The following is a 23,095-nucleotide window of genomic DNA, read 5'->3' as shown; positions in this document are numbered from 1 at the left end:
AAGCAAACGGGATGACGGGGTTCACAACTTTCTGAGATTTAAGAGAAATGCCAAAAAGACCGTCCTCCCCTGAGGGAGAACGGTCGGCACAAAGACGGGTTATTGCCAGCCGTAGCGACGGCTGTAGAAGCCTTTTACCATCTGCGTCAGCGTCATGTAGCCTGCCAGAATAGCAATCAGCCACGGGAAGTAGCTCAGCGGCAGGGCCTGCAGCTGCAGATAGCCCGCCAGCGGCGAGAACGGCAGAGCGATGCCAACCAGCATCACCACCAGCGTCATGGCAAACAGCGGCCATGCGGCGCGGCTCTGAACAAACGGAATCCGCCGCGTACGGATCATATGCACAATCAGCGTTTGCGACAGCAGCCCTTCAATAAACCAGCCCGACTGGAACAGCGTCTGGGCTTCCGGCACGTTGGCCTGGAACACCCACCACATCAGGCAGAAGGTCAGGATATCGAAAATCGAGCTTATCGGGCCAAAGAAGACCATAAAGCGCCCCAGTTCCGAGGGATTCCAGCGCTGCGGTTTTTGAATCTGCTCGTCGTCGACGTTATCAAACGGGATCGCCACCTGGGATACATCGTACAGCAGGTTCTGGATCAGCAAGTGCAGTGGCAGCATCGGCAGGAACGGCAAAAAGGCGCTCGCCACCAGCACGCTGAAGACATTACCAAAGTTCGAACTGGCGGTCATTTTGATGTATTTCAGCATGTTGGCGAAAGTACGGCGACCTTCGATCACCCCCTCTTCCAGCACCATCAGGCTTTTTTCCAGCAGAATAATATCCGCAGCTTCGCGCGCAATATCCACCGCGCCATCCACGGAGATACCGATATCCGCCGCGCGCAGCGCCGGAGCATCGTTGATGCCGTCGCCCATAAAGCCGACCACATGGCCTTCGCGTTTAAGCAGCGTGACGATGCGCTCTTTATGTAACGGCGCAAGACGTGCAAACAGGGTCGTGCGTTTGGCCAGCGCCGCCAGCTCGTCATCGCTCATGTCTTCAATCTGGCTACCGGTGACCACCTCGCCGGCGTCCAGCCCCACTTCATGGCACACCTTCGCCGCCACCAGCTCGCTATCGCCGGTGAGGATTTTGACGGTAATGCCGCTAGCCTTCAGCGCTTTCAGCGCCGGGGCGGTGGTCTCTTTCGGCGGGTCGAGGAAGGCGATATAGCCTTCAAGGATCAGATCGGACTCGTCAATGCGCTGATAGTCACCTTCGCGGGCGGGCAGATATTTAGTCGCCACCGCCACCACGCGCAGCCCCTGGCGATTCAGGGTATCGGTGACGCGTTTGATACGGCGCAGCATGGTATCGTCCAGCGGCACGATTTCACCATTGTGGCGCACCTGGGTCGAGACGTTGAGGATCTCCTGGAGCGCACCTTTGCAGATCAGCTGATGCACGCCGTCTTGTTCACTCACCACCACCGACATACGGCGACGTTCGAAGTCGAAGGGAATTTCATCGACTTTCTGCCAGCGTTCAGAAAGCTGGCGCGCCGCATCCAGATCCACGCCTTCCAGCACGGCCTTATCGAGCAGGTTTTTCAACCCGGTCTGATAGTGGCTGTTCAGCCATGCGCAATGCAGAACCCGCTCGCTGACCTTACCGGAAATATCGGTATGGTTTTCCAGCACGATTTTATCCTGAGTCAGGGTGCCGGTTTTATCCGTGCACAGGATGTCCATCGCGCCAAAGTTCTGAATCGCGTCGAGGTGCTTCACAATGACTTTCTGTTTCGACAGCTTCACCGCCCCGCGTGCCAGGGTCGAGGTGACAATCATGGGCAGCATCTCCGGCGTCAGGCCCACCGCCACCGACAGGGCAAACAGCGCCGCTTCCCACCAGTCGCCTTTGGTGTAGCCGTTGATCAGCAGCACCACCGGCGCCATCACCAGCATAAAGCGGATCAACAGCATGCTGACGCGGCTGATGCCTTTCTGGAAGGCATTGGGTTCGCTCTCCTGCTCGCTTACCCGCCCGGCCAGCTGACCAAACCAGGTGTTGCCGCCGGTGGCGAAGACCATCGCCTGCGCCGTTCCGCTCACCACGTTGGTGCCCATAAAGCACAGGGTATCGCACTCAAGCGGGTTGCCCTGCTGAGGGTCGCGGCTGCTCGCCACTTTTTCGACCGGCAGCGATTCACCGGTCAGCGACGCCTGGGCCACGAACAGATCCCGCGCCTGAAGAATACGCAGGTCTGCCGGGATCATATCCCCGGCCGACAGCTTCACGATATCGCCAGGCACCAGCCGATCAATCGGCAGTTCGCACCAGCGGCTTTCGCCCTGTTCGTTGACCACCCGCAGCACCGTCGCGGTGTTGCTGACCATCGCCTTCAGCGCATCCGCCGCTTTGGTCGAGCGGGCTTCCTGAATGAAATTGAGCAGCGTGGAGATCCCCACCATCAGCGCAATCACGCCTGCGGCAAACAGGTCTTCCGTCGCATACGAGACGATACCCAGCACGGTCAGCAGCAGGTTGAACGGGTTGCGGTAGCAGGTCCAGAGGTGCACCCACCACGGCGCCGGTTTTTGTGCCGGAATTTGGTTATCGCCGTAGCGGGCAATTTTCCGCGCAACGTCGGCGTCGTTAAGCCCTTCCGGGTGGCTTTCGAAGGCGCGCCAGATTTCATTTTCGTCCATTGCCGCCACGTTCAGGCAGTGCTTACCCAACGAATCCGGAATCGGCGCAGTGGCCAGATTGCGGGCATCAGGTAACGGATCGCGCTGAACCAGTCGGCGCGGCAAATGGCGGCTGAGCTGTGCAAACAGCTGCCGGGTGATATTTTTCAGCATAAACAGTCCCTCCACGCTCGTACAGACGAACGCGGCAAAACAGACAGGCACGATAGAACCTTACCTGTCAGGTATTATTTTTTTATGGCAGGGACATCAAGGACGTCACTGCTTTACGCTTCCGGTAAAGCAGTGCTAAGCAGGCTTACCGGAAAAGGATGTAACTCCATCGAGGATGAGGAGTGGGATCGGGGTCCATATAATCTCCGGTAAGTGAGTAAAAGCGGCGCGAGAGTACCGCGAGCAACAGGCAATTTATAGCCACTGTCTTAATGATAACCCCGCGTAACTAAACAAGACGTAAACCAGACTTTGCTCATTGCGGTTTGGTTGAGTAGCATTAGGCTCACTTTTATCGGACCACGACGAGACCTCTGCATGCAAAACCGGCTGACCATCAAAGATATCGCGCGCTTAAGCGGCGTCGGGAAATCGACGGTATCCCGCGTGCTTAATAACGAAAGCGGCGTCAATGAGCGCACCCGTGAACGGGTCGAGGCGGTGATGCAACAGCACGGCTTCTCGCCCTCCCGCTCAGCGCGGGCGATGCGTGGTCAGAGCGATAAAGTGGTGGCGATTATCGTCACCCGTCTGGACTCGCTGTCGGAAAACCTTGCCGTACAGACCATGCTGCCCGCCTTTTACGAGCAAGGTTACGATCCGATTATGATGGAAAGCCAGTTCTCTCCCGCGCTGGTCGGCGAGCACCTGGGGATCCTCGCCCGCCGCAATATCGACGGCGTGGTACTGTTTGGCTTTACCGGCATTAGCGAAGAGATGCTGACGCCGTGGCGGGAATCGATGGTGCTGCTGGCCCGCGACGCGCCGGGATTCGCCTCCGTCTGCTACGACGATAACGGCGCGGTGAACATGCTGATGCAGCGTCTGTACGATGGCGGTCATCGGCATATCAGCTTCCTCGGGGTACCGCATAGCGACGTCACCACCGGGCAGCGCCGCCATCAGGCCTACCTCAATTTTTGCGAGCAGCATCAGTTGATCCCGTCCGCCGCCCTGCCGGGCCTGGCCATGAAACAGGGTTATGAAAATGTCGCCGGCGTATTGACCCCCGATACCAGCGCGCTGGTGTGCGCGACCGATACCCTCGCCCTCGGCGCCAGCAAGTATTTGCAGGAGCAACGCATTGGACATCTGCAGGTCGCCAGCGTCGGCAGTACGCCGCTGATGAAGTTTCTCCATCCGGAAATCCTGACCGTGAATCCCGGTTACGCCGAGGCCGGTCGCCAGGCGGCCCAACAGCTGATCGCCCAGATCGGCGGCCAGGCAGAACCTCGTCAAATCGTCATTCCCGCCGCGCTGATTTAAGCCCGTTTGTTGGATTTATGTGATCGTTGCTGCGTTTCGGGAACGTTCCCATTTTGAAAGTTGAACGGAGCGGTTAGGATTCGTCTCAGGTCATTACGCAATCTCTTCCCTCTGTTTTGAGGCCTCATAATGAGCAAAGTAAATCAGCAGGACATCGATAAATTAATCGAACTGGTCGGCGGGCGCGATAACATTGCGACCGTCAGTCACTGTATTACCCGTCTACGCTTTGTGCTGAACAATCCGGCCATCGCCAAACCGAAAGAAATTGAGCAGCTGCGCATGGTGAAAGGCTGCTTTACCAACGCCGGGCAGTTCCAGGTCGTGATCGGCACAGAAGTCGGCGATTACTACAAAGCCCTGCTGGCGACCACCGGCAAAGCGTCTGCCGATAAGGAACAGGCCAAGCAGGCGGCGCGGCAAAATATGAAGTGGCACGAGCAGCTGATCTCGCACTTTGCCGAGATCTTCTTCCCGCTGCTACCGGCGCTGATCAGCGGCGGTCTGATCCTCGGTTTCCGCAACGTGATCGGCGATCTGCCGATGAGCAACGGCCAGACGCTGGCACAGATGCACCCGTCGCTGAAAACCATTTATGACTTCCTGTGGCTAATTGGCGAAGCCATCTTCTTCTATCTGCCGGTGGGTATCTGCTGGTCAGCGGTGAAGAAAATGGGCGGCACGCCGATCCTCGGCATCGTGCTCGGCGTCACGCTGGTCTCTCCACAGCTGATGAACGCCTATCTACTAGGCCAGCAGGTGCCGGAAGTGTGGAACTTCGGCCTGTTTACGATTGCGAAGGTCGGCTACCAGGCGCAGGTCATCCCGGCGCTGCTGGCGGGTCTGGCGCTCGGCTTTATCGAAACGCGCCTGAAACGCATCGTGCCTGACTACCTCTATCTGGTGGTGGTACCGGTCTGCTCCCTGATTCTGGCGGTGTTCCTCGCTCACGCCTTTATCGGTCCGTTTGGCCGCATGATCGGCGACGGCGTCGCCTTTGCCGTGCGCCACCTGATGACCGGTAGCTTTGCGCCGATTGGCGCCGCGCTGTTCGGCTTCCTCTACGCGCCATTGGTCATTACCGGGGTCCATCAGACCACGCTGGCTATCGATATGCAGATGATTCAGAGCATGGGCGGTACGCCGGTATGGCCGCTGATTGCGCTGTCCAACATCGCTCAGGCGTCGGCAGTGGTGGGGATTATTATCGCCAGCCGCAAGCAGAATGAGCGTGAAATCTCCGTCCCGGCGGCGATCTCCGCCTACCTGGGCGTCACAGAGCCGGCAATGTACGGCATCAACCTCAAGTACCGCTTCCCGATGCTCTGCGCGATGATCGGCTCCGGTCTTGCCGGGTTGCTGTGCGGCCTGAATGGCGTCATGGCGAACGGGATCGGCGTCGGCGGCCTGCCGGGCATCCTCTCCATTCAGCCAACTTACTGGCAGGTATTCGGCTTAGCGATGGTCATTGCGGTGGTGGTGCCGATTGTTCTCACCACCGTCATCTATCAGCGTAAGTTCCGTCAGGGCACATTACAGATTGTCTGATTTTTTCTTCCGGGGCGCGCTGGCGCCCCTTCGTTGTAGCAGGAAAGCGATATGAATACCCTCCCCCACTGGTGGCAAAACGGCGTTATTTATCAAATTTATCCGAAGAGTTTCCAGGACACGACCGGCAGCGGTACCGGCGATCTGCGTGGGGTCACCTCGCGCCTCGACTACCTGCAAAAACTTGGCGTGGACGCCATCTGGCTGACGCCTTTCTACGTCTCACCGCAGGTCGATAACGGCTACGATGTGGCGAACTATACCGCCATCGACCCCACTTACGGCACGCTGGATGATTTCGACGAGCTGGTCGCCCAGGCAAAAGCGCGCGGGATCCGTATCGTGCTGGATATGGTTTTCAACCATACCTCTACCGCCCACGCCTGGTTTCGCGAGTCGTTGAATAAAGCGAGTCCGTACCGCCAGTTTTATATCTGGCGCGATGGCGAACCGACGACGCCGCCCAATAACTGGCGCTCGAAGTTTGGCGGCAACGCCTGGCAGTGGCACGCGGAGAGCGGGCAGTACTATCTGCATCTGTTTGCCGCGGAGCAGGCAGATCTCAACTGGGAAAACCCGACGGTCCGTGCGGAACTCAAAAAGGTGTGCGAGTTCTGGGCCGACCGCGGCGTCGACGGCCTGCGCCTCGATGTGGTCAACCTGATTTCGAAAGATCAAACCTTCCCGTCGGATACCCAGGGGGATGGCCGCCGTTTTTATACCGACGGTCCGCGGGTCCACGAATTCCTGCAGGAGATGAGCCGCGATGTCTTCACGCCGCGTAATCTGATGACGGTCGGCGAGATGTCCTCTACCTCGCTGGAACATTGCCAGCAATATGCCGCACAGGACGGCCGCGAGCTGTCGATGACCTTTAACTTCCACCATCTGAAGGTGGACTATCCCGGCGGCGAAAAATGGACCCTTGCGCGCCCGGACTACGTGGCGCTGAAAGCGCTGTTCACTCACTGGCAGCAAGGCATGCACAACCGGGCGTGGAATGCGCTGTTCTGGTGTAACCACGATCAGCCACGTATCGTGTCGCGTTTTGGCGATGAAGGGGAATACCGGGTACCGGCGGCGAAAATGCTGGCGATGGTCCTGCACGGCATGCAGGGCACTCCCTATATTTATCAGGGCGAAGAGATTGGCATGACCAATCCGCACTTCTCGCAGATCGGCGATTATCGCGACGTCGAGAGTCATAACATGTTTATTGAGCGCTCGGCGCAGGGACAGGCTCCCGATGAGCTGCTGGCGATTCTGGCCAGTAAATCGCGCGATAACAGCCGCACGCCGATGCAGTGGGACGCTCGCGACCAGGGCGGATTTACCGCCGGTGAACCGTGGATTGCGCTGTGCGATAACTATCAGACGATCAACGTCGAGGCGGCGCTGGCGGATGCGGATTCCGTCTTTTACACCTACCAGCGGCTGATTGCGCTGCGTAAAACCACGCCGGTGCTGACCTGGGGCGACTATCTGGACCTGCTGCCTGATCATCCGTCGCTGTGGTGTTATCGCCGCCAGTGGCAAGGGAAAACGCTGGTTGTCGCGGCGAACCTGAGCCGCGAGTTCCAGAGCTGGCAGCCGGAGGAGGTGGACGGCGACTGGCAGGTATTGATGAGCAATTACGCGGAAGCGGCGAATCGCCCGGCCGCCATGACCCTACGGCCGTTTGAAGCGGTATGGTGGCTGCAGGAGTAACCCCTGGAGCGCTGCCTGTAACCGGGCTACGGGTTCGCCAACTTCGGCGAGCCGGTAGCCCGGACAGCGGCGCTGCCGCGCCGGAGTGAGCAGACGTTACGTGCGGTCAGCCGCAGACAGCGTAGCGCTCACTTCCGACTGCGTCGCCGCATGTTCCTCTTTCGCTTTCAGACGATCCCACGCCCGGAAGAACGGGTAATAGACCACCAGCGAAATACTCAGGTTAACGACCTGCAGAATAGTCCCGGAAATATGCCCGCCCGTCGCCAGGTAGCCGCTGATAAAAATCGGCGTGGTAAACGGTAGCGCAATCCCCGCCGGCGGCGCCACCAGCCCGGTGGCCATCGCGGTATACGAAACAATCACCAGCAGCACCGGCGTCAAAATAAACGGCAGGAAGAACCAGGGGTTCATCACCAGCGGAATGCCGAATACCATCGGTTCGCTGATGTTGAACAACGCGCCCGGCGCGGCGATTTTCCCTAACTGCTTCATCTGCTGGCTACGGCTTCTGAACAGCATAAAAATCACCAGCCCAAGCAGCGCTCCGGTACCGCCCGGGGCGATCCACAGGTCGTAAAACTGCTGCGTAATAATGTGCGGAATCGGCTGGCCGTTCTGAAACGCCGTCAGGTTTTCGGACATATTCGACAGCCACACCGGCTGGATAAACACCAGCACGATAGCATCACCGTGCAGGCCCAGCGTCCACAGGATACCGATCAGGATAACCGAGATAATCATCCCCGGTAGCGTACCGCCGATATGGTGCATCGGAATACCGATAATGGTCGCGATCATGCTGTTGATATCGCCGAACGAGGAGGCTTCCACGGCCAGACGCAGCGCCAGCACCACCGCCAGCACGCAGAATCCGGGGATCAGCGCGAGGAAGGATTTCGCCACCGCCGGCGGTACACCGTCCGGCATGCGAATAACCAGATTACGCCCGGCGACAAAGCGGTAAATCTCAGTAGAGAGCAGCGAAATCACGATCGCCACAAACAGCCCCTGGCTACCGACCAGCCCGACCGGAATCACCCCTTTCACCACCTCCGCCGCCCCGTGGACCGGGGTGAACAGCGTGTGCTGTGGAATGGTCATCACAAAAGCGACCAGCGACAGGGCGCCTGCGGTCAGCGGATCCAGCGTACGGTATTTCTCTGCCAGCCGGTAAGCGATGCCGAAGCTGGAGATCAGCGCCATGATGTCGTAGGTCGCTTTCACCGGATAGAGAATTTTATCGCGCCAGACATCGCCGAACAGGCCGCTCATCATATCGGCATAGCCCGGAATCGGCAGATAGGCAAAAATCAGGAAAAACGAACCAATCAGCATAAACGGCATATTAAGAATAATGCCGTCGCGTACGGACAGAACATGTTTTTGCCCGGCGAATTTCAGCGCCACAGGCATGACGTAACGTTCAATGAAGGTAGTGTTCGACATTTGCGATCCCCGAAGGAAATAATGGTCAGTTAAATTGCGTCAGCCACTGACGGTTGATAGTTAACACTTCATCCAGTAACGCCTGCGCATCGGTGACGTTCCCCACCAGCGGGTTGGTCACCAGCGCCAGCAGCGCGCTGTCGCGACAGCCGTGGACCGCGGCTTCAATGGTCAGCCGTTCGAACGCTTTCACCTGTTGCGTCAGGCCATTCATCGCCGGAGGCAATGCGCCAAAGGTGAGCGGCCGTGCCCCCTGGGCATCAATAATGCTGTTGGTCTCCACCACCGCGTCATCATCCAGCCCGTGAATCGCGCCGTTGTTGCGGGTGTTGACCACCATCTCCTTACCGAGATTGTTGTGGATGGCGGTAATCAGTTCCACGGCAACTTCGGAGTAGTAGGCCCCGCCGCGGAAGCTGAGCTGCGCCGGTTTCTCAGCCAGCGCCGGATCGGCGTACAGCGCGAACAGCTCCTGTTCGACCTTCATCACCTGCTCGGCGCGGGTGCCTTTGCTTTTCGCCGCGGCGATCTCTTCCGCCAGCATCGCCGGCGTCAGCCAGAAGTAGCGGTGATACGGGCAGGGAATCGCGTTCAGCGCCCGCAGAAATTCCGACGGCCACGGCAGCTCCTTGATGTTATTCATCGACAGCGCCTGGCCATCACACAGCATGTCGATCGCCTTGCGGGTGACATCTTCGCCCCCGCGCATGACCTTATGCACCCAGACCATATGGTTGAGGCCGGCAAAACGCAGTTTGACCTCCTCCTCTCTGGCGCCCAGCATGCCGGCGATCATGTGCTGCATATTAATGGGCACGTTGCACAGGCCAATGATCTTTGCCTTGCTGTAGCGGCTCACCGCTTCAGTGACGATCCCCGCCGGGTTGGTGAAGTTGAGAATAAACGCCTCCGGCGCCAGCGCTTCCACTTTGCGCGCCACCTCAAGGATCACCGGAATGGTCCTCAGTGCCTTAGCGAATCCGCCGACGCCGGTAGTCTCCTGCCCCAGCAGATGATACTTCAGCCCAAGGCGTTCATCCGCCGCGCGCGCTGCCAGCTGGCCGACGCGCAGCTGGGTTAAGACAAAGCTGGCGCCGCGAATCGCCTCATCAAGCGTAAAATGGACGCTGACGGTAACGTGCTCCAGCCCTTTGTGTTTCAACATCCGTTGCGTCAGCGCGGCGATAATCCCGACCTTCTCCCTGCCGGATTCAACATCGACCAGCGCCAGCTCGGTGACCGGAAGCTGCTCATAACGAACGATAATTCCTTCAATAAGCTCCGGCGTGTAGCTACTGCCGCCGCCAATCACGGCGATTTTCAGTGTTTGCATAGAGGCCCCTTTCGGCATGCAGAGAGCCGCACGCAACCGGCATGATTGCGCGTGGTGGTTCAGATTTAAGAGAGAAAAATCAGTGGTTAAGCAGCGAAAGCGCCTTATCGAGCACGGCCGCGCCGCGCATCATGCCGTAGTCGGCCATATCGATCACCGCCACCGCTTTACCGTGCGGAGCGGCCAGCGCGCTCAGGCGCCCGGCTTCATACTTCACCTGCGGACCCAGCAGGATCACATCGGCATTGGCCAGCTCGCGCTCAAACTCCGCCACCGCAACGGCGTAAATATCCAGCGCCAGCGCGCGCTGCTGCGCTTCCGCCTTCATTTTGTTGACCAGCATGCTGGTCGACATGCCCGCCGCACAACACAGAACGATTCGTTGCATCGCGTTTTCCTCTTGTGGTTTCGTGATCTGGCCCGTCAAGGCATACATGAATATATTGTTAAGATTGTGTAAGAGTGAAGGCTATATGAAAATAATTTTCACCGATGTGATCGGGGATGAATTTTTCAGCATTATTATTGCGTTTTTTCAGCGCTGACTTCGCCTGTCATTAGGAAAAACTCTGTACTGGTGCTATAAATGGCAGAAAGCGATAAGTGAAAAATATTTTCAAATCATCTTCCGGAGAAAGGGACAGTCAGGATGGATATCGTAGGTCAGTTACAGGAAGGGTTAGTTCGTTTTAGCGCTCAGGAGTCGCGAGTCGCCGCGTTTATCCTGAAAAACTTAAGCTTTACCGCCAGCGCTTCTATCGACGAACTGGCCGCCAGCGCCGGCGTCAGCCCGGCGACGATCACCCGCTTTGCCCGCTCCGTCGGCTGCGAGGATATTCGCGATCTGCGCAAACAGCTGGCGCAGGCCAGCGAGCGCCGCGCCAGCTGGCTGGCGCCGGACAGCAATGCCCTGCCCGCCGCCTGGCGGGACGCGCTGAGCTATCTTGGCTCCACCCTCGCCCAGCAGCTGGCGAATACCTCGGAAACGGCGGTGGAAAAGCTCAAATCCCGGCTGCGCGAGGCCCGCGCCGTCCACTGCTTTGCCCTCGGCGCCCAGGATACGGCGCTGGCATCGCTACTCCAGCATCAGCTGCTGCCCGCCGGCATTGCCATTAACCTGTGTCAGGATGCCTCGCTGATGCGCATGACCGCCAGCACCCTCAGCGACGATCATCTGCTGCTGGTGCTGGTGACCGCCGAGGCCGATACGGTTTTACAAAGCGCAACGCTCCAGGCGCGAACCCAGGGCGTCACCATCATCGCGCTAACGCCGCCACAGCATGCGCTGGCCAATATGGCCGCCGATATTATTCCCCTTCCCGATAGTCCGCAGCTGGCACGCTATGCCCTGCTGCTGCTGGTCGATCTGCTCAATGACACCCTGATGGCCTGACGCAGGGCATTTCCGGCCTGAATACTTCCCCCCTTCAGGCCATTTTTTGCTTATTTTATAGTCAGATAAATTTACATAACGCCCAGCGCCCACCATCCGTACTCTCGTCTTTTTACTTTGTTCTGGGTCAATAAAATCGCAAACATCTTTGATGCAAATCACTACATATAGAACTTAGAATGCATCCCGGCCCTACATCTTGTATTAATCGTCTATTATGTCAGCACATCCCATCGTTCTGTGGCGGTGGTGGGATGTGGATAAAAAGGGCCGGAACCGACGCTAAACGGCGGCAGCTAAAGCCCCCGCGACGCCGGCGATACTTCCGCCTCTGTGGATAACCTGTTTTATAAAGTATGGAGTGATCATGACACCGCATGTGATGAAACGTGATGGCTGTAAAGTGCCGTTCAAATCTGAGCGCATTAAAGAAGCAATTCTGCGTGCAGCTAAAGCAGCGGGAGTCGATGACGCAGACTATTGCGCCACCGTCGCAGAAGTCGTTAGCCAGCAAATGCAGGACCGTAGCCAGGTTGATATCAACGAGATTCAGACTGCCGTTGAGAACCAGCTGATGTCAGGGCCGTGGAAACAGCTGGCCCGGGCCTATATCGAATATCGCCACGACCGCGATATCGAGCGTGAAAAACGCGGCCGCCTGAACCAGGAAATTCGCGGTCTGGTTGAGCAAACCAACTCGTCCCTGCTTAACGAAAATGCCAACAAAGACAGTAAAGTCATCCCGACCCAGCGCGACCTGCTGGCCGGTATCGTCGCCAAACATTACGCCCGCCAGCATCTGCTGCCGCGCGATGTGGTGCTTGCCCACGAGCGCGGTGAGATTCACTACCACGATCTCGACTATTCGCCGTTCTTCCCGATGTTCAACTGCATGCTGATCGATCTGAAAGGGATGCTGACGCACGGGTTTAAAATGGGCAACGCGGAGATTGAACCACCGAAATCGATCTCCACCGCCACGGCGGTAACGGCGCAGATTATCGCCCAGGTCGCCAGCCACATTTATGGCGGCACCACCATTAACCGCATCGATGAAGTGCTGGCGCCGTTCGTCAAAGAAAGCTTCAACAAGCACCGTAAAATTGCCGAAGAGTGGCAGATCCCTGATGCGGAAGGCTATGCCCGCTCGCGTACCGAGAAAGAGTGCTACGACGCCTTCCAGTCGCTGGAATACGAAGTCAATACTCTGCATACCGCCAACGGGCAGACGCCGTTCGTCACCTTTGGCTTTGGTCTCGGCACCAGCTGGGAATCCCGCCTGATTCAACAGTCTATCCTGCGTAACCGCATCGCCGGCCTGGGCAAAAACCGCAAAACTGCGGTATTCCCGAAACTGGTGTTCGCCATTCGCGACGGCCTGAACCACAAGTTCGGCGACGCGAACTATGACATCAAGCAGCTGGCGCTGGAGTGCGCGAGCAAGCGCATGTACCCGGACATTCTCAACTACGATCAGGTGGTGAAAGTCACCGGTTCGTTTAAAACGCCAATGGGCTGTCGCAGCTTCCTCGGCGTCTATGAAGAAAACGGCGAGCAGATCCACGACGGCCGCAACAATATCGGCGTGATCAGCCTCAACCTGCCGCGCATTGCGCTGGAAGCGAAAGGTGATGAAGCGACATTCTGGAAGCTGCTGGATAACCGTCTGGAGCTGGCTTACAAAGCGCTGATGACGCGCATTGCCCGCCTGGAAGGAGTGAAAGCGCGCGTGGCACCGATCCTGTACATGGAAGGCGCCTGCGGCGTACGCCTGAAGGCCGACGACGATGTATCAGAGATCTTTAAAAACGGTCGCGCCTCTATTTCGCTGGGCTATATCGGTATCCACGAAACCATCAACGCGCTGTCTGGCAACCAGCATATGTACGATAGCGACGCGCTGCGTGAAAAAGGCGTCGCCATCGTCCGACGTCTGCGTGACGCCGTCGACCGCTGGAAAGAAGAGACCGGCTACGGCTTCAGCCTGTACAGCACGCCGAGCGAAAACCTCTGCGATCGCTTCTGCCGTCTTGATACTGCCGAATTCGGCGTCATTGAGGGGGTGACCGATAAGGGCTACTACACCAACAGCTTCCACCTCGATGTCGAGAAAAAGGTTAACCCGTACGACAAGATCGACTTCGAAGCGCCGTATCCGCCGCTGGCCAACGGGGGCTTCATTTGCTACGGCGAATACCCGAATATCCAGCACAACCTGAAAGCGCTGGAAGATGTCTGGGATTACAGCTACCAGCATGTCCCCTATTACGGTACCAACACGCCGATCGATGAGTGCTATGAGTGCGGCTTTACCGGCGAGTTCGAATGTACCAGTAAAGGCTTTACCTGCCCGAAATGTGGCAACCACGATGCCGCCCGGGTGTCGGTCACCCGACGGGTCTGCGGCTATCTCGGCAGCCCGGACGCCCGTCCGTTCAACGCCGGCAAGCAGGAAGAAGTTAAACGCCGCGTTAAGCATTTGGGTAACGGGCAGATCGGCTAATTTCGCCACCGTCATCCCGGATAGCGACGCCAGCGGCCTGTCCGGGCTACAACGCTAATCTCACCATCGTCCCCCCGGAGGCGCCGCCAGCGGCTTATCCGGGCTACAACGCACCAGCGTAGGTTTCCTCAAATCAGTTGGCGTTGTAGCAAGGCGGCAAACGAGTCAGTCCCGGGGAGCTTACTGTAGTAAGTGACCCGGGCGAGCGAGCGCAGCCAACGCCGCTGCAGCGTCAAATGAGAAGAGGAAACAATGAATTACCATCAGTATTACCCTGTCGACATCGTCAACGGCCCCGGCACTCGCTGCACCCTGTTCGTCTCCGGCTGCGTCCACGAATGCCCCGGCTGTTATAACAAGAGCACCTGGCGACTCAACTCCGGGTTGCCGTTCACGACCGAGATGGCCGACCGTATCATCGCCGACCTCAACGACACGCGGATCAAACGCCAGGGGATCTCCCTTTCCGGCGGCGATCCCCTGCATCCGCAGAACGTGCCGGAGATCCTCGCGCTGGTGCGCCGCATCCTCGCCGAATGCCCCGGCAAGGATATCTGGGTCTGGACCGGTTATAAGCTCGACGAGCTGAACGACGCGCAGCGGGAAGTGGTTGATCTGATTAACGTACTGGTCGACGGCAAGTTTGTCGAAGATTTAAAAGATCCGGCGCTGATCTGGCGCGGCAGCAGCAATCAGGTCGTCCACCGCTTGAGATAGTGACGTTCAAAAACGGCTGACGCACTCCACCGCCACCGCTTTGAACTCATCGAAACTGCGTGTCTCGGCCAGCCGGGCCATCGCGCGCTCGCGCAGGAAAGTGACAAAAATATCGTAGATCGCCATCGCCTCTTCATACTCGCTTTTGCTGATCGCCAGCAGGAAGATGATATGGGCCGTTTCATCACCCCAGGCGATACCATTCGGCGCAATGACGGTATAGACCACGGTTTTTTGCGCCAGCAGGCCAAGGGCGTGAGGCAGCGCAATACCGTCGCCCAGCATGGTGCTGACGATGGCCTCGCGTTCGACCACCGAGTCATGGAACCCGGCATCGACAAATCCTTCCTGCTGCAGCTGCTGGCACAGCCCGGCAAACAGCGTCTGCCGATCGATCGGCGCATCGATCACCTGGAAATGGGCCGCATCGAAATATTTATTCAGCACCCACGGACGGGTCCTGTCCACCAGCACCAGCTTGCCGATTTGATCCAGCTGATAATCGGTCGGAAATGGCGCAATGGTCACCACCGGCTTGTCTTTTTCACCAATCCGCACGGTCGAGATGACAAAATCTTCAGCGACCGCCGCCAGCTGTTCATACTCCCGCTGCGACAGGGTGGCGGCGATTTCTAACTGCGGATATTTACGCTGCAAAATGGCTTCGATCATCCGCACCATCGCATTGCTGGTATCGCATACCAACAGCACCCGCGGCTGCCGCTGATAGCCAATGTTGTAATGACGTTCCAGTCCGACGCCAATATGCAATACCAGGAAACCAATCTCGTTTTCACTGATGACATAGGGCGTGTATTTCCCCCAGCTGGTCACCGCAGCGAGAGTCATGTCCCACGCCATCGGGTAGTGCTGCTTAATATTATCGAGCAGAGGATTGGGGATCATGATCTGGTAGCGGACCCGGGTGATCATGGTCTTAACGTGGGTCAGCAGATCGGCATGTAGCTGAGTGTCGTCCAGCAGGTTGTAGTTATACTGGCTGTTGATGTAGCGCAGAATGTAGTTTACCAGCGCTTCGCCATCGTCGGCGCTGATGGTACCCGGATCGATGTCCTGAACCTGACGGGCGGCAAGATGTACGCACAGCCACGCTTCCTCTGCCGGAGAGAGGGCCTTTCCCGCCAGCTGCTGCAGCACCGCAGCCAGATCCCGCGCGGCATCCCGCACGTTTTGCGCGACATCCTCCGCGCTGAATTCCGCCAGCGGATAACCCTGGCTGACGCGACGCACCGTCACTGCGCTGTACATCCGGATAAAGCGCTCGCCTTCATCGGTGAGGCGCACGTGGTGCCGGGTCAGGATCTCCTGCAGCATGTCCCCAAGCTGCTCCTGCACATCCGAATTCAGCGCTTCCTCATCGATCAGCGGGTTTATCCCCCCCTGCTGCGCCTGTTGCCATAACAGATCGGTCAGGCAGGCGCGAATCGATACTTCGCTGCCAAACAGCCTCATACCGTGCCGTGGGCGGGTCTCGAGAGTCAGCTGGTAGCGCTGAAAGCGCTCGCGCACTTCGGCCATATCGCTTTGTAACGTCGCCCGGCTGACAAACCACTCGTCCGCCAGATCTTCGAGCTTAATGGAGAACGCAGAGGTCAAAAAGCGCACCAGCAGAAAGTTGATGCGATCCGCCGCCGTACGCGGAATCTGCTGCGGCTTCGGCGCATGCTCTTGCAGAGTCTGGTAGCGGGCCGAGTCGTCGATTTTCAACTGATAGCCGCTGCCGCGAGTGAGTATGAATTGCGCGCCATACTCCACTAACAACGCGTTAAGCGCGGTAATGTCGGCGCGCACGGTACGAGTAGAAACCGACAGCCGCTGCGCCAGCTCATCCTGCGGCAGCGTTTCGTTTTGCAGCAAAGTAAACAGTTGCGCTAAACGTTGGTTGGGAAATCGCATGTCAGTTCCTTCATCTTACGGCTCAAGGTTGAGCGGATATCACCATCTGTGATGGGCTGCCTACCGGGGTGTAGTCCGGGGCAAAGGTCAGCTTACCGCTCTGAGGCGCCACGCTAAAACGGGTAATATTATCGCTACGCTGGTTCATGACGTACAGCCACTGCCCCTGATTATCCAGCGTCAGCGTGCGGGGGTAGTCGCCGCGGGTCCAGATATCTTCCTGATGACTCAGGCTGCCGTCGGCCATCACGCTAAAGTGCGCAATGCTGTTATGTAAACGGTTGGCGACATACAGCTGTTTTCCGTCGGCGCTCAGCGCCAGCCCCGCCGCGAAACTGGTGCCTTTATACGCTTGCGGTAACGCGGAGACCGTTTTGCCCTCGCGCAACAGCCCACTTTTCTTATCAAGATGATAGAACGTCAGCGTCGAGGATTCTTCATTAATCAGCCACAGACCATCCCCTTCCGGCGTAAAGACAAAATGCCGCGGTCCGGCGCCGGCAGAAGAGGCGGCGATAAACGGCGGATCGTTCGGCGTGAGCTTGCCGCTGCCGTTGTCCAGCCGGTACTGATAGATCCGATCCAGCCCCAGATCGGTAGAATAAACATATTTCCCGCTCGGATCGGCGGCGATCATATGGGCATGGGGACCGTTATGATCGCTGATAGCAAAGCTCCCCTCGGCGGCCGCAGCCGGCCGTTCTGCGCCGGCAGGGCCCTGATCCTGATGGCTATCAACCGCCTCGCCGAGGCTGCCATCGTCTTTGATCGGCAGCACCGCCACCGTTCCGCTGACATAGTTTGCCACCAGCAGATGACGACCGTCCGGTGTCAGCGACAGATAGACCGGCCCGGCCCCCACCGAAGAGACCTGATTGAGAGCGGTTAGCTCACCGTTGGCTTCAATCCGCCACGCCTGTACCCCCCCTTTTTCCACTTCGCTGGCGGCATACAGGGTTTTACCATCATGCGATACGGTGAGCTGGGCCACGTTCGGCAGCGAGCTGACCAGGGCCTTATCGCGCAGCGCGCCGGTTTTACCGTCGACGGTAAACCGGTAGAGGCCTTCGCCATTCGGGTTGTAGGTACCGACCCAGGCATAATGCGTTTGCGCGGAGGCGGTGGCAGCCAGCAGAGAAAGTGAAGCAACAAGCAGGTGACGAGCGGTGGGCATAGTGACTCCTTGATGGTTCGATGAGGGGTTTCCGCACGCGTCTCTCACAAAGCAACGCGTGCGGCGGGACAGCAAACCTATTTGACGAGAGCTTTGGTCATCTCCAGCAGCTGGCGAACGTCCGCCGGACGGGTATTGCCACTGGCTTTATCAATAATCGAGCTATAAATGTGCGGAATAATTTTGCTGACGCCCGCGTCCAGCGCGATCTGCAAAATTTCACTGTAGTTTTCCAGATCGATGCCGCCGGTCGGCTCCAGCCAGAAATCATGGCGGGCGCAGGCCTGTGCCACTGCGACGAACTCATCGCGGTGTTTCAGGCCCCCCATCGGGAAGTATTTGATTGAGCTGCCGCCCATATCCTTCAGCAGGGCGATGGCGGTTTCCAGCGGCACAATGCCGTCCGCTGCGCCGCTGCTCAGCGGCCCGGTCGAGATCTTAACCTTACCCGGTGTGCCGGTCGGCGACACCAGGCCGTTGACCACGGTCTGGTTCTGCCCGAGCAGCGCACGGCTGGCGCCGACGCCGGTGAACACCTGATTGACGTGCTGCGGCTGTACCTGACGCGAGATTTCGCTGACCATAGCCGACTGGTTCGGATCGCCCGCTCCCAGCCCTACTGAGAGTGCGTTATCGATGAGCTGCGCATATTCACGCATATCCGCCACCGCGCTCGCCACGTCCGGGTAGTTTTTGGAGAGCACGCCAACCAGAACGTGACCTTCCGCCGCCTCGTAGATCTCGCGGGCGTTGTCTTTGCTACCCGCCAGAACGTTCAGACATACCCGATCGCGGTAAAAGTTGGGGGTCAGTTTCATGCGTTTTTCTCCTTGTTCAGAACCTCGGCGATGCGACGAGAGACAATCTCCAGCTGCTGTGCGTTCACGCTGCGAACATCGGCTTCAATAATCCCTTCGTTGGCCTTATAGCCGCGGAAATAGATGGCGTATTCGCCCTGTTTCAGCGCGTCCACCAGTTCGCCGGTGGCGATGCCGGTAACGGCTTCATCAAATTTGATTTCGCTACGGGCGATATCACGGCCGGCGCTGTCCCAGACAACACGGGCGGTGACGCCATTAAGCGTGTTCAGCTGGTTAATGAACGGCGTCATTTTGGCAACCATCTCATCACCGCTCTCTTTACGCGCCAGCAGATAGTGTTCAATCGCGCAGGTCAGACCGAGGATCCCCTCTTTACCTACCTTCATCGCCCGACCAATACCCGCCGACTGGCGTTTCACCCACTCAACGTACTGAGTTTTCCCCACCACCAGACCGCTGGTCGGCCCTTCAATCGCTTTCGCGCCGCTGTAAATCACCAGGTCAGCCCCGGCCCGGTAGTAGCATTGCAGGTCTTCTTCTGCCGCCGCATCGACGATCAGCGGCAGGTTATGTTTGCGCGCCACGACCACCGCCTGCTCTACGCTGAGCATGCTTTTCTGCACGCAGTGGTGAGATTTGATATACAGAATCGCCGCGGTGCGCGGGGTAATCGCTGCCGCCAGCTGGTCAGCGGAACATTCGTTGGCGTAGCCCGCCTCCACCAGCTTACCGCCGCCCAGCGCGACCATCGAACCCACCGGCGCGCCAAAGTTGACGTTGTGGCCTTTCGGCAGCACGATTTCATTGTTCTCAATCGGCGTAACGTGCAGATTCTCCAGCAGCCAGCTGCTGTCTTTCACCAGCACCGCCGCGACCGACTGCGCGATCCCCGCCGAGGCGCAGGAGACGACGGTCGCCCCCTCCACATCCAGCAGTTGCGCAATGTACTCCCCGGTTTTATTCACCAGGTCTTTGATTTCGAAATAGTGATTCATGCCGCTCATCACCGCCTCCACCACTTCCGGACGCGGAGTGGAGACACCCAGCGCCGTCATGCGGCCGGAGGTATTGATGACTTGCTTGAGATGGTATTTTTCAAAAATCGAAGGCATTTTCCGCGCTCCCTTGTTCGGTCAGATAGCCCTTGCCTGCGCGAATCGCGGCAAGCGGCACCAGAATATTGTCAGCCTGCAGGCTCTCTTTTTCCGCGTCGACCAGTAACGTCGGCGCATGCTGCACGGTAAACAGCGTTAAATCGGCATCATAGCCCGCGGCCAGCTGCCCTTTGCTCTTCAGGCGCAGCCCACTCGCGGCATTCACGGTGACACAATCAATGACCTGCGGCAGCGTCATGCCGATGGCGAGGAACTTCGACATCACCAGCGCCAGCGAGCGAACCGGGCCGTCAATACGGTTGCGGCAGTAAATATCGGAACTGATGCTGTGCGGCAGAATGCCCATCGCAATGGCCCGTCGGGCCACTTCGAAGCTGAAGCTGGCGGTACCGTGGCCGACATCAAGCCGCACGCCGCGCTGCAGCGCGCGGGTAATCGCGCTGCGCAGCTCACCTTCTGGCGTCAGGATGCGGTTCGGTTTGCCGTTATAGCAGTGGGTAATGATGTCGCCTGCGCTGAGCCGTTCGGCGATTTCATCGAGGTTCGGCGGGTTGTTGCCGATATGCACCATCAGCGGCAGATCGCCGTTTTCCCGCTGGATGGCTTTCGCCCGCTCCAGCGGCGTAATTCCGTTCTCGCCGACAACGCTGCTGCTCATGCGCGCCTTCAGGCCGACGATAAAATCCGGGTGGCGTGCGACCGCCTGCTTCACCGCATCCGCGTCAATGTTGGCCATATTGGCCAGCTCGTTCTGGGCAATCAGCCCGACGCGGGAGATATTGAGCAGCGCATAAACGTCGGTAGCCGCTTCGCGGGTCAGCTGATAAAAGTCATCGACATCGTCTGCACCGGTGCTCCCGGCATCAATCACGGTGGTGACGCCGGTAGCAATACCGATGCTGTCCGGCTGGTCATGATAAATCGGTGACTTCGGGTAGCAGTGAACGTGGGAATCAATCCAGCCGGCGCTGACATAATAATTACCATGCAGATCGACGGTTTTGCGCGCAGACGCGCTAATCTCGCCCAGCGCGGCAATTTTTCCGTCCTGGATGGCGATATCGGTCAGGGTATCGTCGACGAGGCGCGCACGGCGCAGGAGTAAATCAAACATACGTATCTCCTGTTAAGGCGGGCGCATAGGCGCCCGTTGGTGTCACAGCGCTACCGGGAATAGCGAACCTAAAATCATTGCGCCGAGGATGGCGCCGCCGGTGATCGGCTTCTGCCAGATGTAGAACAGCAGCGCGCCGACCAAAGAACCGATACCGATAGGAATTGAGGCGGTCATGGCGCTGAGGATAATCAACGGCCCGAGGAAACGGCCCGAGGCGTTACCGGCCCCCATCATCACATCGGCACCGTAGGTGGAGTCGCTCTGATTGATGGTGAACTTACGCGCCAGAATAATGATGTAGCCAATCGCCAGGCCCAGCGCGAGACCGGTCGCCAGCGAGGCGGCAAAGTTCGCCACCGGGAAGACAATACCAGCCCCGAGCAGCAGCGCCGGAACGCCAAGACCGACGCCGGTCTGAATCGCGCCGCCGATATCGAGGATCCCGACCAGCGAACCTTCGATAATACGGGCGAAGAGGAAGCTGGCGCCGAACGCGGCTACCGCGCCATAAGCGCCGGTATCAATACCCGCTTTCAGCATGGCCACGAAGGCCACTTCGTTAAATGCGCCGATGCCGTAGAGGTAATACATGTGGGTCCCGGCGAAAACACCGGACGAAAGCAGACCAACAAAAATCGGAAACGACCAGTCGGCATACCAAAAACCTTTATTCTGTTCCATTTAGAGGCTCCTGTTATTTGCCGCTGAGCGAGTTGTGGATCAGATCCAACCAGTTCGGCACGGTCAGATGGAAGGATTGCAGTGTCTTAATGTCAAAGCCGCGGAAGAAGGTGCTCAGGACAAACAGCGCAATAATGGCGGACATCATCACTTTGGTGACGCGGTTCCAGCCGCTCTCTTCTACGCCTTTACCGATCAGGATCCCCAGTACCAGGCCCGGTACGGCGTTGCCCATAATCAGCTGCGCCGCGCCGCCGAAAATAGTGGCCCAGAAGCCCGATTTTTTACCGGCGTCGATGGCTGCCAGCCAGAAGATAACCGGCATTACGGTGTTAACCAGCAGGTTGGCCGCCGGGACCAGCACCTTCACCGCGGTGACCTGCAGCGCTTCCGGTACGGAAGAGGCGGTCAGGTTTAAGAAGGCGACCACCAGCATGCCGATGATGCCGCAGGCAATCGCCATTTTCTTCGGATCGTGCAGCGTTTCGCCGACGTTACGATTTTTCAACATCAATGCCGCAGCGCCCCAGTTCGGGATAATGCGGTGATCGACGTCCTGGGTGAATGAGCCTGCTGCAACGGAAGAGGCCCAGGCGTTAAAGAAGAATCCCAGACCAAAGGAGAAGTGAGAAGCCGGATCGCCTTCGCAGGAATTCAGCTCGCCCAAGGTACGAAACGCCCCCATCCCCTGGGTGGTAGGCGCATGAAACATGCGTGCCGCTCCGGCGCCCACTCCGACGCCGACCAGGCCGCCGATAATGAGCGATTTTATTAAAATTATCAGGAACATAGTTTAACCCTATGATGAAATTCAGGTTTGCGTGACGAAATCCACTTTATCGACATTAATGGCCGTCACGTTGACGGTGACATCCAGCTCCACGCTGTAGGTCCGTCGTTCACGACGCAAAAAGAAGAACAGAAACGCTTCTTTGCGCGTCGCTTCATGCGCACGAACAACCTTCACATCCTGTGGCTCAATACGCAGTAAGATATGCGGCGAGGTTTTCATCACCGCTGCCTGTACATGGCTCAGGGCGTCGGCGAAGGCCCGTGCTTTGCTTTCGCCTTTACCCTTCACGCTCACCGTCGTGGTGAATTGCTCTTTCATGCTCACGCGCCGTATTTCTTTTTCCAGGCTTCCACCAGGCGCTCGCCCAGCTCTTCTTTATCCATAAAGCCGAAACCCAGTACGTTGTAGCCTTCGTTGATCGCAGTCACGCCTTCGTCAACGGAGCGCATGCCATATTTTGCCTTGTAGCCGTGCTTGTTCTGCGCAGTGATGGCGCCTGCGCCGCCGCTGCCGCAGAAGGAGATGCCGAAGGTGGCGTTTTCTGCTTTCATCATGTCGCCGAGCTTCATATCGGCGGCAACACCCGGTACAACAACAGCACGAGCACCGGCTTTTTCCGCGCCAGCGGCCACTTTTTGCCCTTTACCCAGGCGGTCGCCAATTACCACAGTAATCTGTTCCATTTTATTGCTC

20 protein-coding genes are annotated in these 23,095 nt (G+C 58.1%); 6 read left to right on the top strand and 14 right to left on the bottom strand.

Annotated elements, in window-relative coordinates; genetic code table 11:
* Positions 1-99: 99 nt before the first annotated feature.
* Both mgtA and mgtL read right to left on the bottom strand, forming a co-directional pair.
* Positions 100-2,808, bottom strand: coding sequence for a magnesium-translocating P-type ATPase (mgtA, locus tag ROR01S_RS11085; RefSeq protein WP_015585300.1), 2,709 nt, complete (start codon positions 2,806-2,808; stop codon positions 100-102).
* Between the two features lie 145 nt (positions 2,809-2,953).
* A complete protein-coding gene (gene mgtL / locus ROR01S_RS27690) occupies positions 2,954-3,007 on the bottom strand; it encodes a mgtA regulatory leader peptide MgtL (RefSeq protein ID WP_155417144.1) in 54 nt (17 codons plus the stop codon).
* A 179-nt stretch (positions 3,008-3,186) separates the two neighbouring features.
* Here mgtL and treR point away from each other — a divergent pair, with 179 nt between their 5' ends.
* The 3 genes from treR (at position 3,187) to treC (ending at position 7,389) form a co-directional block, all read left to right on the top strand.
* Positions 3,187-4,134, top strand: coding sequence for a trehalose operon repressor TreR (gene treR / locus ROR01S_RS11080; protein ID WP_004857268.1), 948 nt, complete (start codon positions 3,187-3,189; stop codon positions 4,132-4,134).
* 129 nt (positions 4,135-4,263) lie between these two features.
* Positions 4,264-5,682, top strand: coding sequence for a PTS trehalose transporter subunit IIBC (gene treB / locus ROR01S_RS11075; protein ID WP_004857263.1), 1,419 nt, complete (start codon positions 4,264-4,266; stop codon positions 5,680-5,682).
* Positions 5,683-5,733: 51 nt separating this feature from the next.
* Positions 5,734-7,389 carry an alpha,alpha-phosphotrehalase gene (gene treC, locus ROR01S_RS11070; RefSeq protein ID WP_004857259.1) on the top strand — a complete coding sequence of 552 codons (1,656 nt, stop codon included), beginning with the start codon at positions 5,734-5,736 and terminating at the stop codon, positions 7,387-7,389.
* A gap of 96 nt (positions 7,390-7,485) precedes the next feature.
* Here the strand turns inward: treC and celB are convergent, their stop codons facing one another.
* The 3 genes from celB to ROR01S_RS11055 form a co-directional block, all read right to left on the bottom strand.
* A complete protein-coding gene (gene celB, locus ROR01S_RS11065; RefSeq protein ID WP_064359465.1) occupies positions 7,486-8,838 on the bottom strand; it encodes a PTS cellobiose transporter subunit IIC in 1,353 nt (450 codons plus the stop codon).
* A gap of 25 nt (positions 8,839-8,863) precedes the next feature.
* On the bottom strand, positions 8,864-10,171 hold the full coding sequence (locus ROR01S_RS11060; protein WP_064359464.1) for a 6-phospho-beta-glucosidase: 1,308 nt from the start codon (positions 10,169-10,171) through the stop codon (positions 8,864-8,866).
* A gap of 79 nt (positions 10,172-10,250) precedes the next feature.
* Positions 10,251-10,559: a PTS sugar transporter subunit IIB gene (locus ROR01S_RS11055; RefSeq protein ID WP_004857247.1), complete on the bottom strand. Its 309-nt coding sequence runs from the start codon at positions 10,557-10,559 to the stop codon at positions 10,251-10,253.
* 261 nt (positions 10,560-10,820) lie between these two features.
* Here ROR01S_RS11055 and ROR01S_RS11050 point away from each other — a divergent pair, with 261 nt between their 5' ends.
* The 3 genes from ROR01S_RS11050 to nrdG all read left to right on the top strand — a co-directional run bounded on the left by ROR01S_RS11050 (position 10,821) and on the right by nrdG (position 14,784).
* Positions 10,821-11,564 carry a MurR/RpiR family transcriptional regulator gene (locus ROR01S_RS11050; protein WP_015585302.1) on the top strand — a complete coding sequence of 248 codons (744 nt, stop codon included), beginning with the start codon at positions 10,821-10,823 and terminating at the stop codon, positions 11,562-11,564.
* Between the two features lie 367 nt (positions 11,565-11,931).
* On the top strand, positions 11,932-14,067 hold the full coding sequence (gene nrdD, locus ROR01S_RS11045) for an anaerobic ribonucleoside-triphosphate reductase (protein ID WP_004857238.1): 2,136 nt from the start codon (positions 11,932-11,934) through the stop codon (positions 14,065-14,067).
* Between the two features lie 252 nt (positions 14,068-14,319).
* The gene (gene nrdG, locus ROR01S_RS11040) at positions 14,320-14,784 is read left to right on the top strand and encodes an anaerobic ribonucleoside-triphosphate reductase-activating protein (protein ID WP_004857235.1); all 465 of its coding nucleotides are present in this window, start codon (positions 14,320-14,322) and stop codon (positions 14,782-14,784) included.
* Between the two features lie 6 nt (positions 14,785-14,790).
* On the opposite strand, the gene ROR01S_RS11035 is transcribed toward nrdG, so the two are convergent.
* The 9 genes from ROR01S_RS11035 to ROR01S_RS10995 all read right to left on the bottom strand — a co-directional run bounded on the left by ROR01S_RS11035 (position 14,791) and on the right by ROR01S_RS10995 (position 23,085).
* Positions 14,791-16,701, bottom strand: a complete 1,911-nt coding sequence (locus ROR01S_RS11035; protein WP_064359463.1) for a BglG family transcription antiterminator — start codon at positions 16,699-16,701, stop codon at positions 14,791-14,793.
* Positions 16,702-16,723: 22 nt separating this feature from the next.
* Positions 16,724-17,875, bottom strand: coding sequence for a lactonase family protein (locus tag ROR01S_RS11030; protein WP_064359462.1), 1,152 nt, complete (start codon positions 17,873-17,875; stop codon positions 16,724-16,726).
* A 77-nt stretch (positions 17,876-17,952) separates the two neighbouring features.
* Entirely contained in the window at positions 17,953-18,693 is a 741-nt protein-coding gene (dagF, locus tag ROR01S_RS11025) for a 2-dehydro-3-deoxy-phosphogluconate aldolase (RefSeq protein WP_004857224.1), read from the bottom strand.
* The gene (locus ROR01S_RS11020; RefSeq protein ID WP_004857221.1) at positions 18,690-19,808 is read right to left on the bottom strand and encodes a DgaE family pyridoxal phosphate-dependent ammonia lyase; all 1,119 of its coding nucleotides are present in this window, start codon (positions 19,806-19,808) and stop codon (positions 18,690-18,692) included. Before ROR01S_RS11020 ends, dagF begins: the two co-directional genes overlap by 4 nt.
* Positions 19,792-20,925: an amidohydrolase/deacetylase family metallohydrolase gene (locus ROR01S_RS11015; protein WP_064359461.1), complete on the bottom strand. Its 1,134-nt coding sequence runs from the start codon at positions 20,923-20,925 to the stop codon at positions 19,792-19,794. Before ROR01S_RS11015 ends, ROR01S_RS11020 begins: the two co-directional genes overlap by 17 nt.
* A gap of 42 nt (positions 20,926-20,967) precedes the next feature.
* Positions 20,968-21,609: a DUF4310 family protein gene (locus ROR01S_RS11010; protein WP_004857216.1), complete on the bottom strand. Its 642-nt coding sequence runs from the start codon at positions 21,607-21,609 to the stop codon at positions 20,968-20,970.
* Positions 21,610-21,622: 13 nt separating this feature from the next.
* Positions 21,623-22,399 (bottom strand): DUF4311 domain-containing protein, encoded by a 777-nt coding sequence (locus ROR01S_RS11005; RefSeq protein WP_064359460.1) that lies wholly within the window; start codon positions 22,397-22,399, stop codon positions 21,623-21,625.
* Between the two features lie 21 nt (positions 22,400-22,420).
* Positions 22,421-22,720, bottom strand: a complete 300-nt coding sequence (locus ROR01S_RS11000) for a DUF4312 family protein (protein ID WP_004857212.1) — start codon at positions 22,718-22,720, stop codon at positions 22,421-22,423.
* A 2-nt stretch (positions 22,721-22,722) separates the two neighbouring features.
* Complete coding sequence (locus tag ROR01S_RS10995) at positions 22,723-23,085, bottom strand: SFCGS family glycine-rich protein (protein WP_004098072.1); 363 nt, start codon at positions 23,083-23,085, stop codon at positions 22,723-22,725.
* Positions 23,086-23,095 lie beyond the last annotated feature (10 nt).

The organism is Klebsiella ornithinolytica NBRC 105727 = ATCC 31898, assembly GCF_001598295.1.
Taxonomy (GTDB): Bacteria; Pseudomonadota; Gammaproteobacteria; order Enterobacterales; family Enterobacteriaceae; genus Klebsiella; species Klebsiella ornithinolytica.
The sequence above is the reverse complement of the archived record's forward strand: the minus strand, read 5'-3'. Positions and strand labels throughout refer to the sequence as shown.

Excerpts from the sequence above, each read along its gene's own strand:
- ROR01S_RS11005 (WP_064359460.1), bottom strand. The coding sequence starts at position 22,399 with ATGTTCCTGATAATTTTAATAAAATCGCTCATTATCGGCGGCCTGGTC.
- nrdD (WP_004857238.1), top strand. The coding sequence starts at position 11,932 with ATGACACCGCATGTGATGAAACGTGATGGCTGTAAAGTGCCGTTCAAA.
- treR (WP_004857268.1), top strand. The coding sequence starts at position 3,187 with ATGCAAAACCGGCTGACCATCAAAGATATCGCGCGCTTAAGCGGCGTC.
- ROR01S_RS11020 (WP_004857221.1), bottom strand. The coding sequence starts at position 19,808 with ATGCCTTCGATTTTTGAAAAATACCATCTCAAGCAAGTCATCAATACC.
- treC (WP_004857259.1), top strand. The coding sequence starts at position 5,734 with ATGAATACCCTCCCCCACTGGTGGCAAAACGGCGTTATTTATCAAATT.
- ROR01S_RS11055 (WP_004857247.1), bottom strand. The coding sequence starts at position 10,559 with ATGCAACGAATCGTTCTGTGTTGTGCGGCGGGCATGTCGACCAGCATG.
- dagF (WP_004857224.1), bottom strand. The coding sequence starts at position 18,693 with ATGAAACTGACCCCCAACTTTTACCGCGATCGGGTATGTCTGAACGTT.
- ROR01S_RS11030 (WP_064359462.1), bottom strand. The coding sequence starts at position 17,875 with ATGCCCACCGCTCGTCACCTGCTTGTTGCTTCACTTTCTCTGCTGGCT.
- ROR01S_RS10995 (WP_004098072.1), bottom strand. The coding sequence starts at position 23,085 with ATGGAACAGATTACTGTGGTAATTGGCGACCGCCTGGGTAAAGGGCAA.
- ROR01S_RS11010 (WP_004857216.1), bottom strand. The coding sequence starts at position 21,609 with ATGGAACAGAATAAAGGTTTTTGGTATGCCGACTGGTCGTTTCCGATT.
- ROR01S_RS11035 (WP_064359463.1), bottom strand. The coding sequence starts at position 16,701 with ATGCGATTTCCCAACCAACGTTTAGCGCAACTGTTTACTTTGCTGCAA.
- celB (WP_064359465.1), bottom strand. The coding sequence starts at position 8,838 with ATGTCGAACACTACCTTCATTGAACGTTACGTCATGCCTGTGGCGCTG.
- mgtA (WP_015585300.1), bottom strand. The coding sequence starts at position 2,808 with ATGCTGAAAAATATCACCCGGCAGCTGTTTGCACAGCTCAGCCGCCAT.
- treB (WP_004857263.1), top strand. The coding sequence starts at position 4,264 with ATGAGCAAAGTAAATCAGCAGGACATCGATAAATTAATCGAACTGGTC.
- ROR01S_RS11000 (WP_004857212.1), bottom strand. The coding sequence starts at position 22,720 with ATGAAAGAGCAATTCACCACGACGGTGAGCGTGAAGGGTAAAGGCGAA.
- ROR01S_RS11015 (WP_064359461.1), bottom strand. The coding sequence starts at position 20,925 with ATGTTTGATTTACTCCTGCGCCGTGCGCGCCTCGTCGACGATACCCTG.
- ROR01S_RS11050 (WP_015585302.1), top strand. The coding sequence starts at position 10,821 with ATGGATATCGTAGGTCAGTTACAGGAAGGGTTAGTTCGTTTTAGCGCT.
- nrdG (WP_004857235.1), top strand. The coding sequence starts at position 14,320 with ATGAATTACCATCAGTATTACCCTGTCGACATCGTCAACGGCCCCGGC.
- ROR01S_RS11060 (WP_064359464.1), bottom strand. The coding sequence starts at position 10,171 with ATGCAAACACTGAAAATCGCCGTGATTGGCGGCGGCAGTAGCTACACG.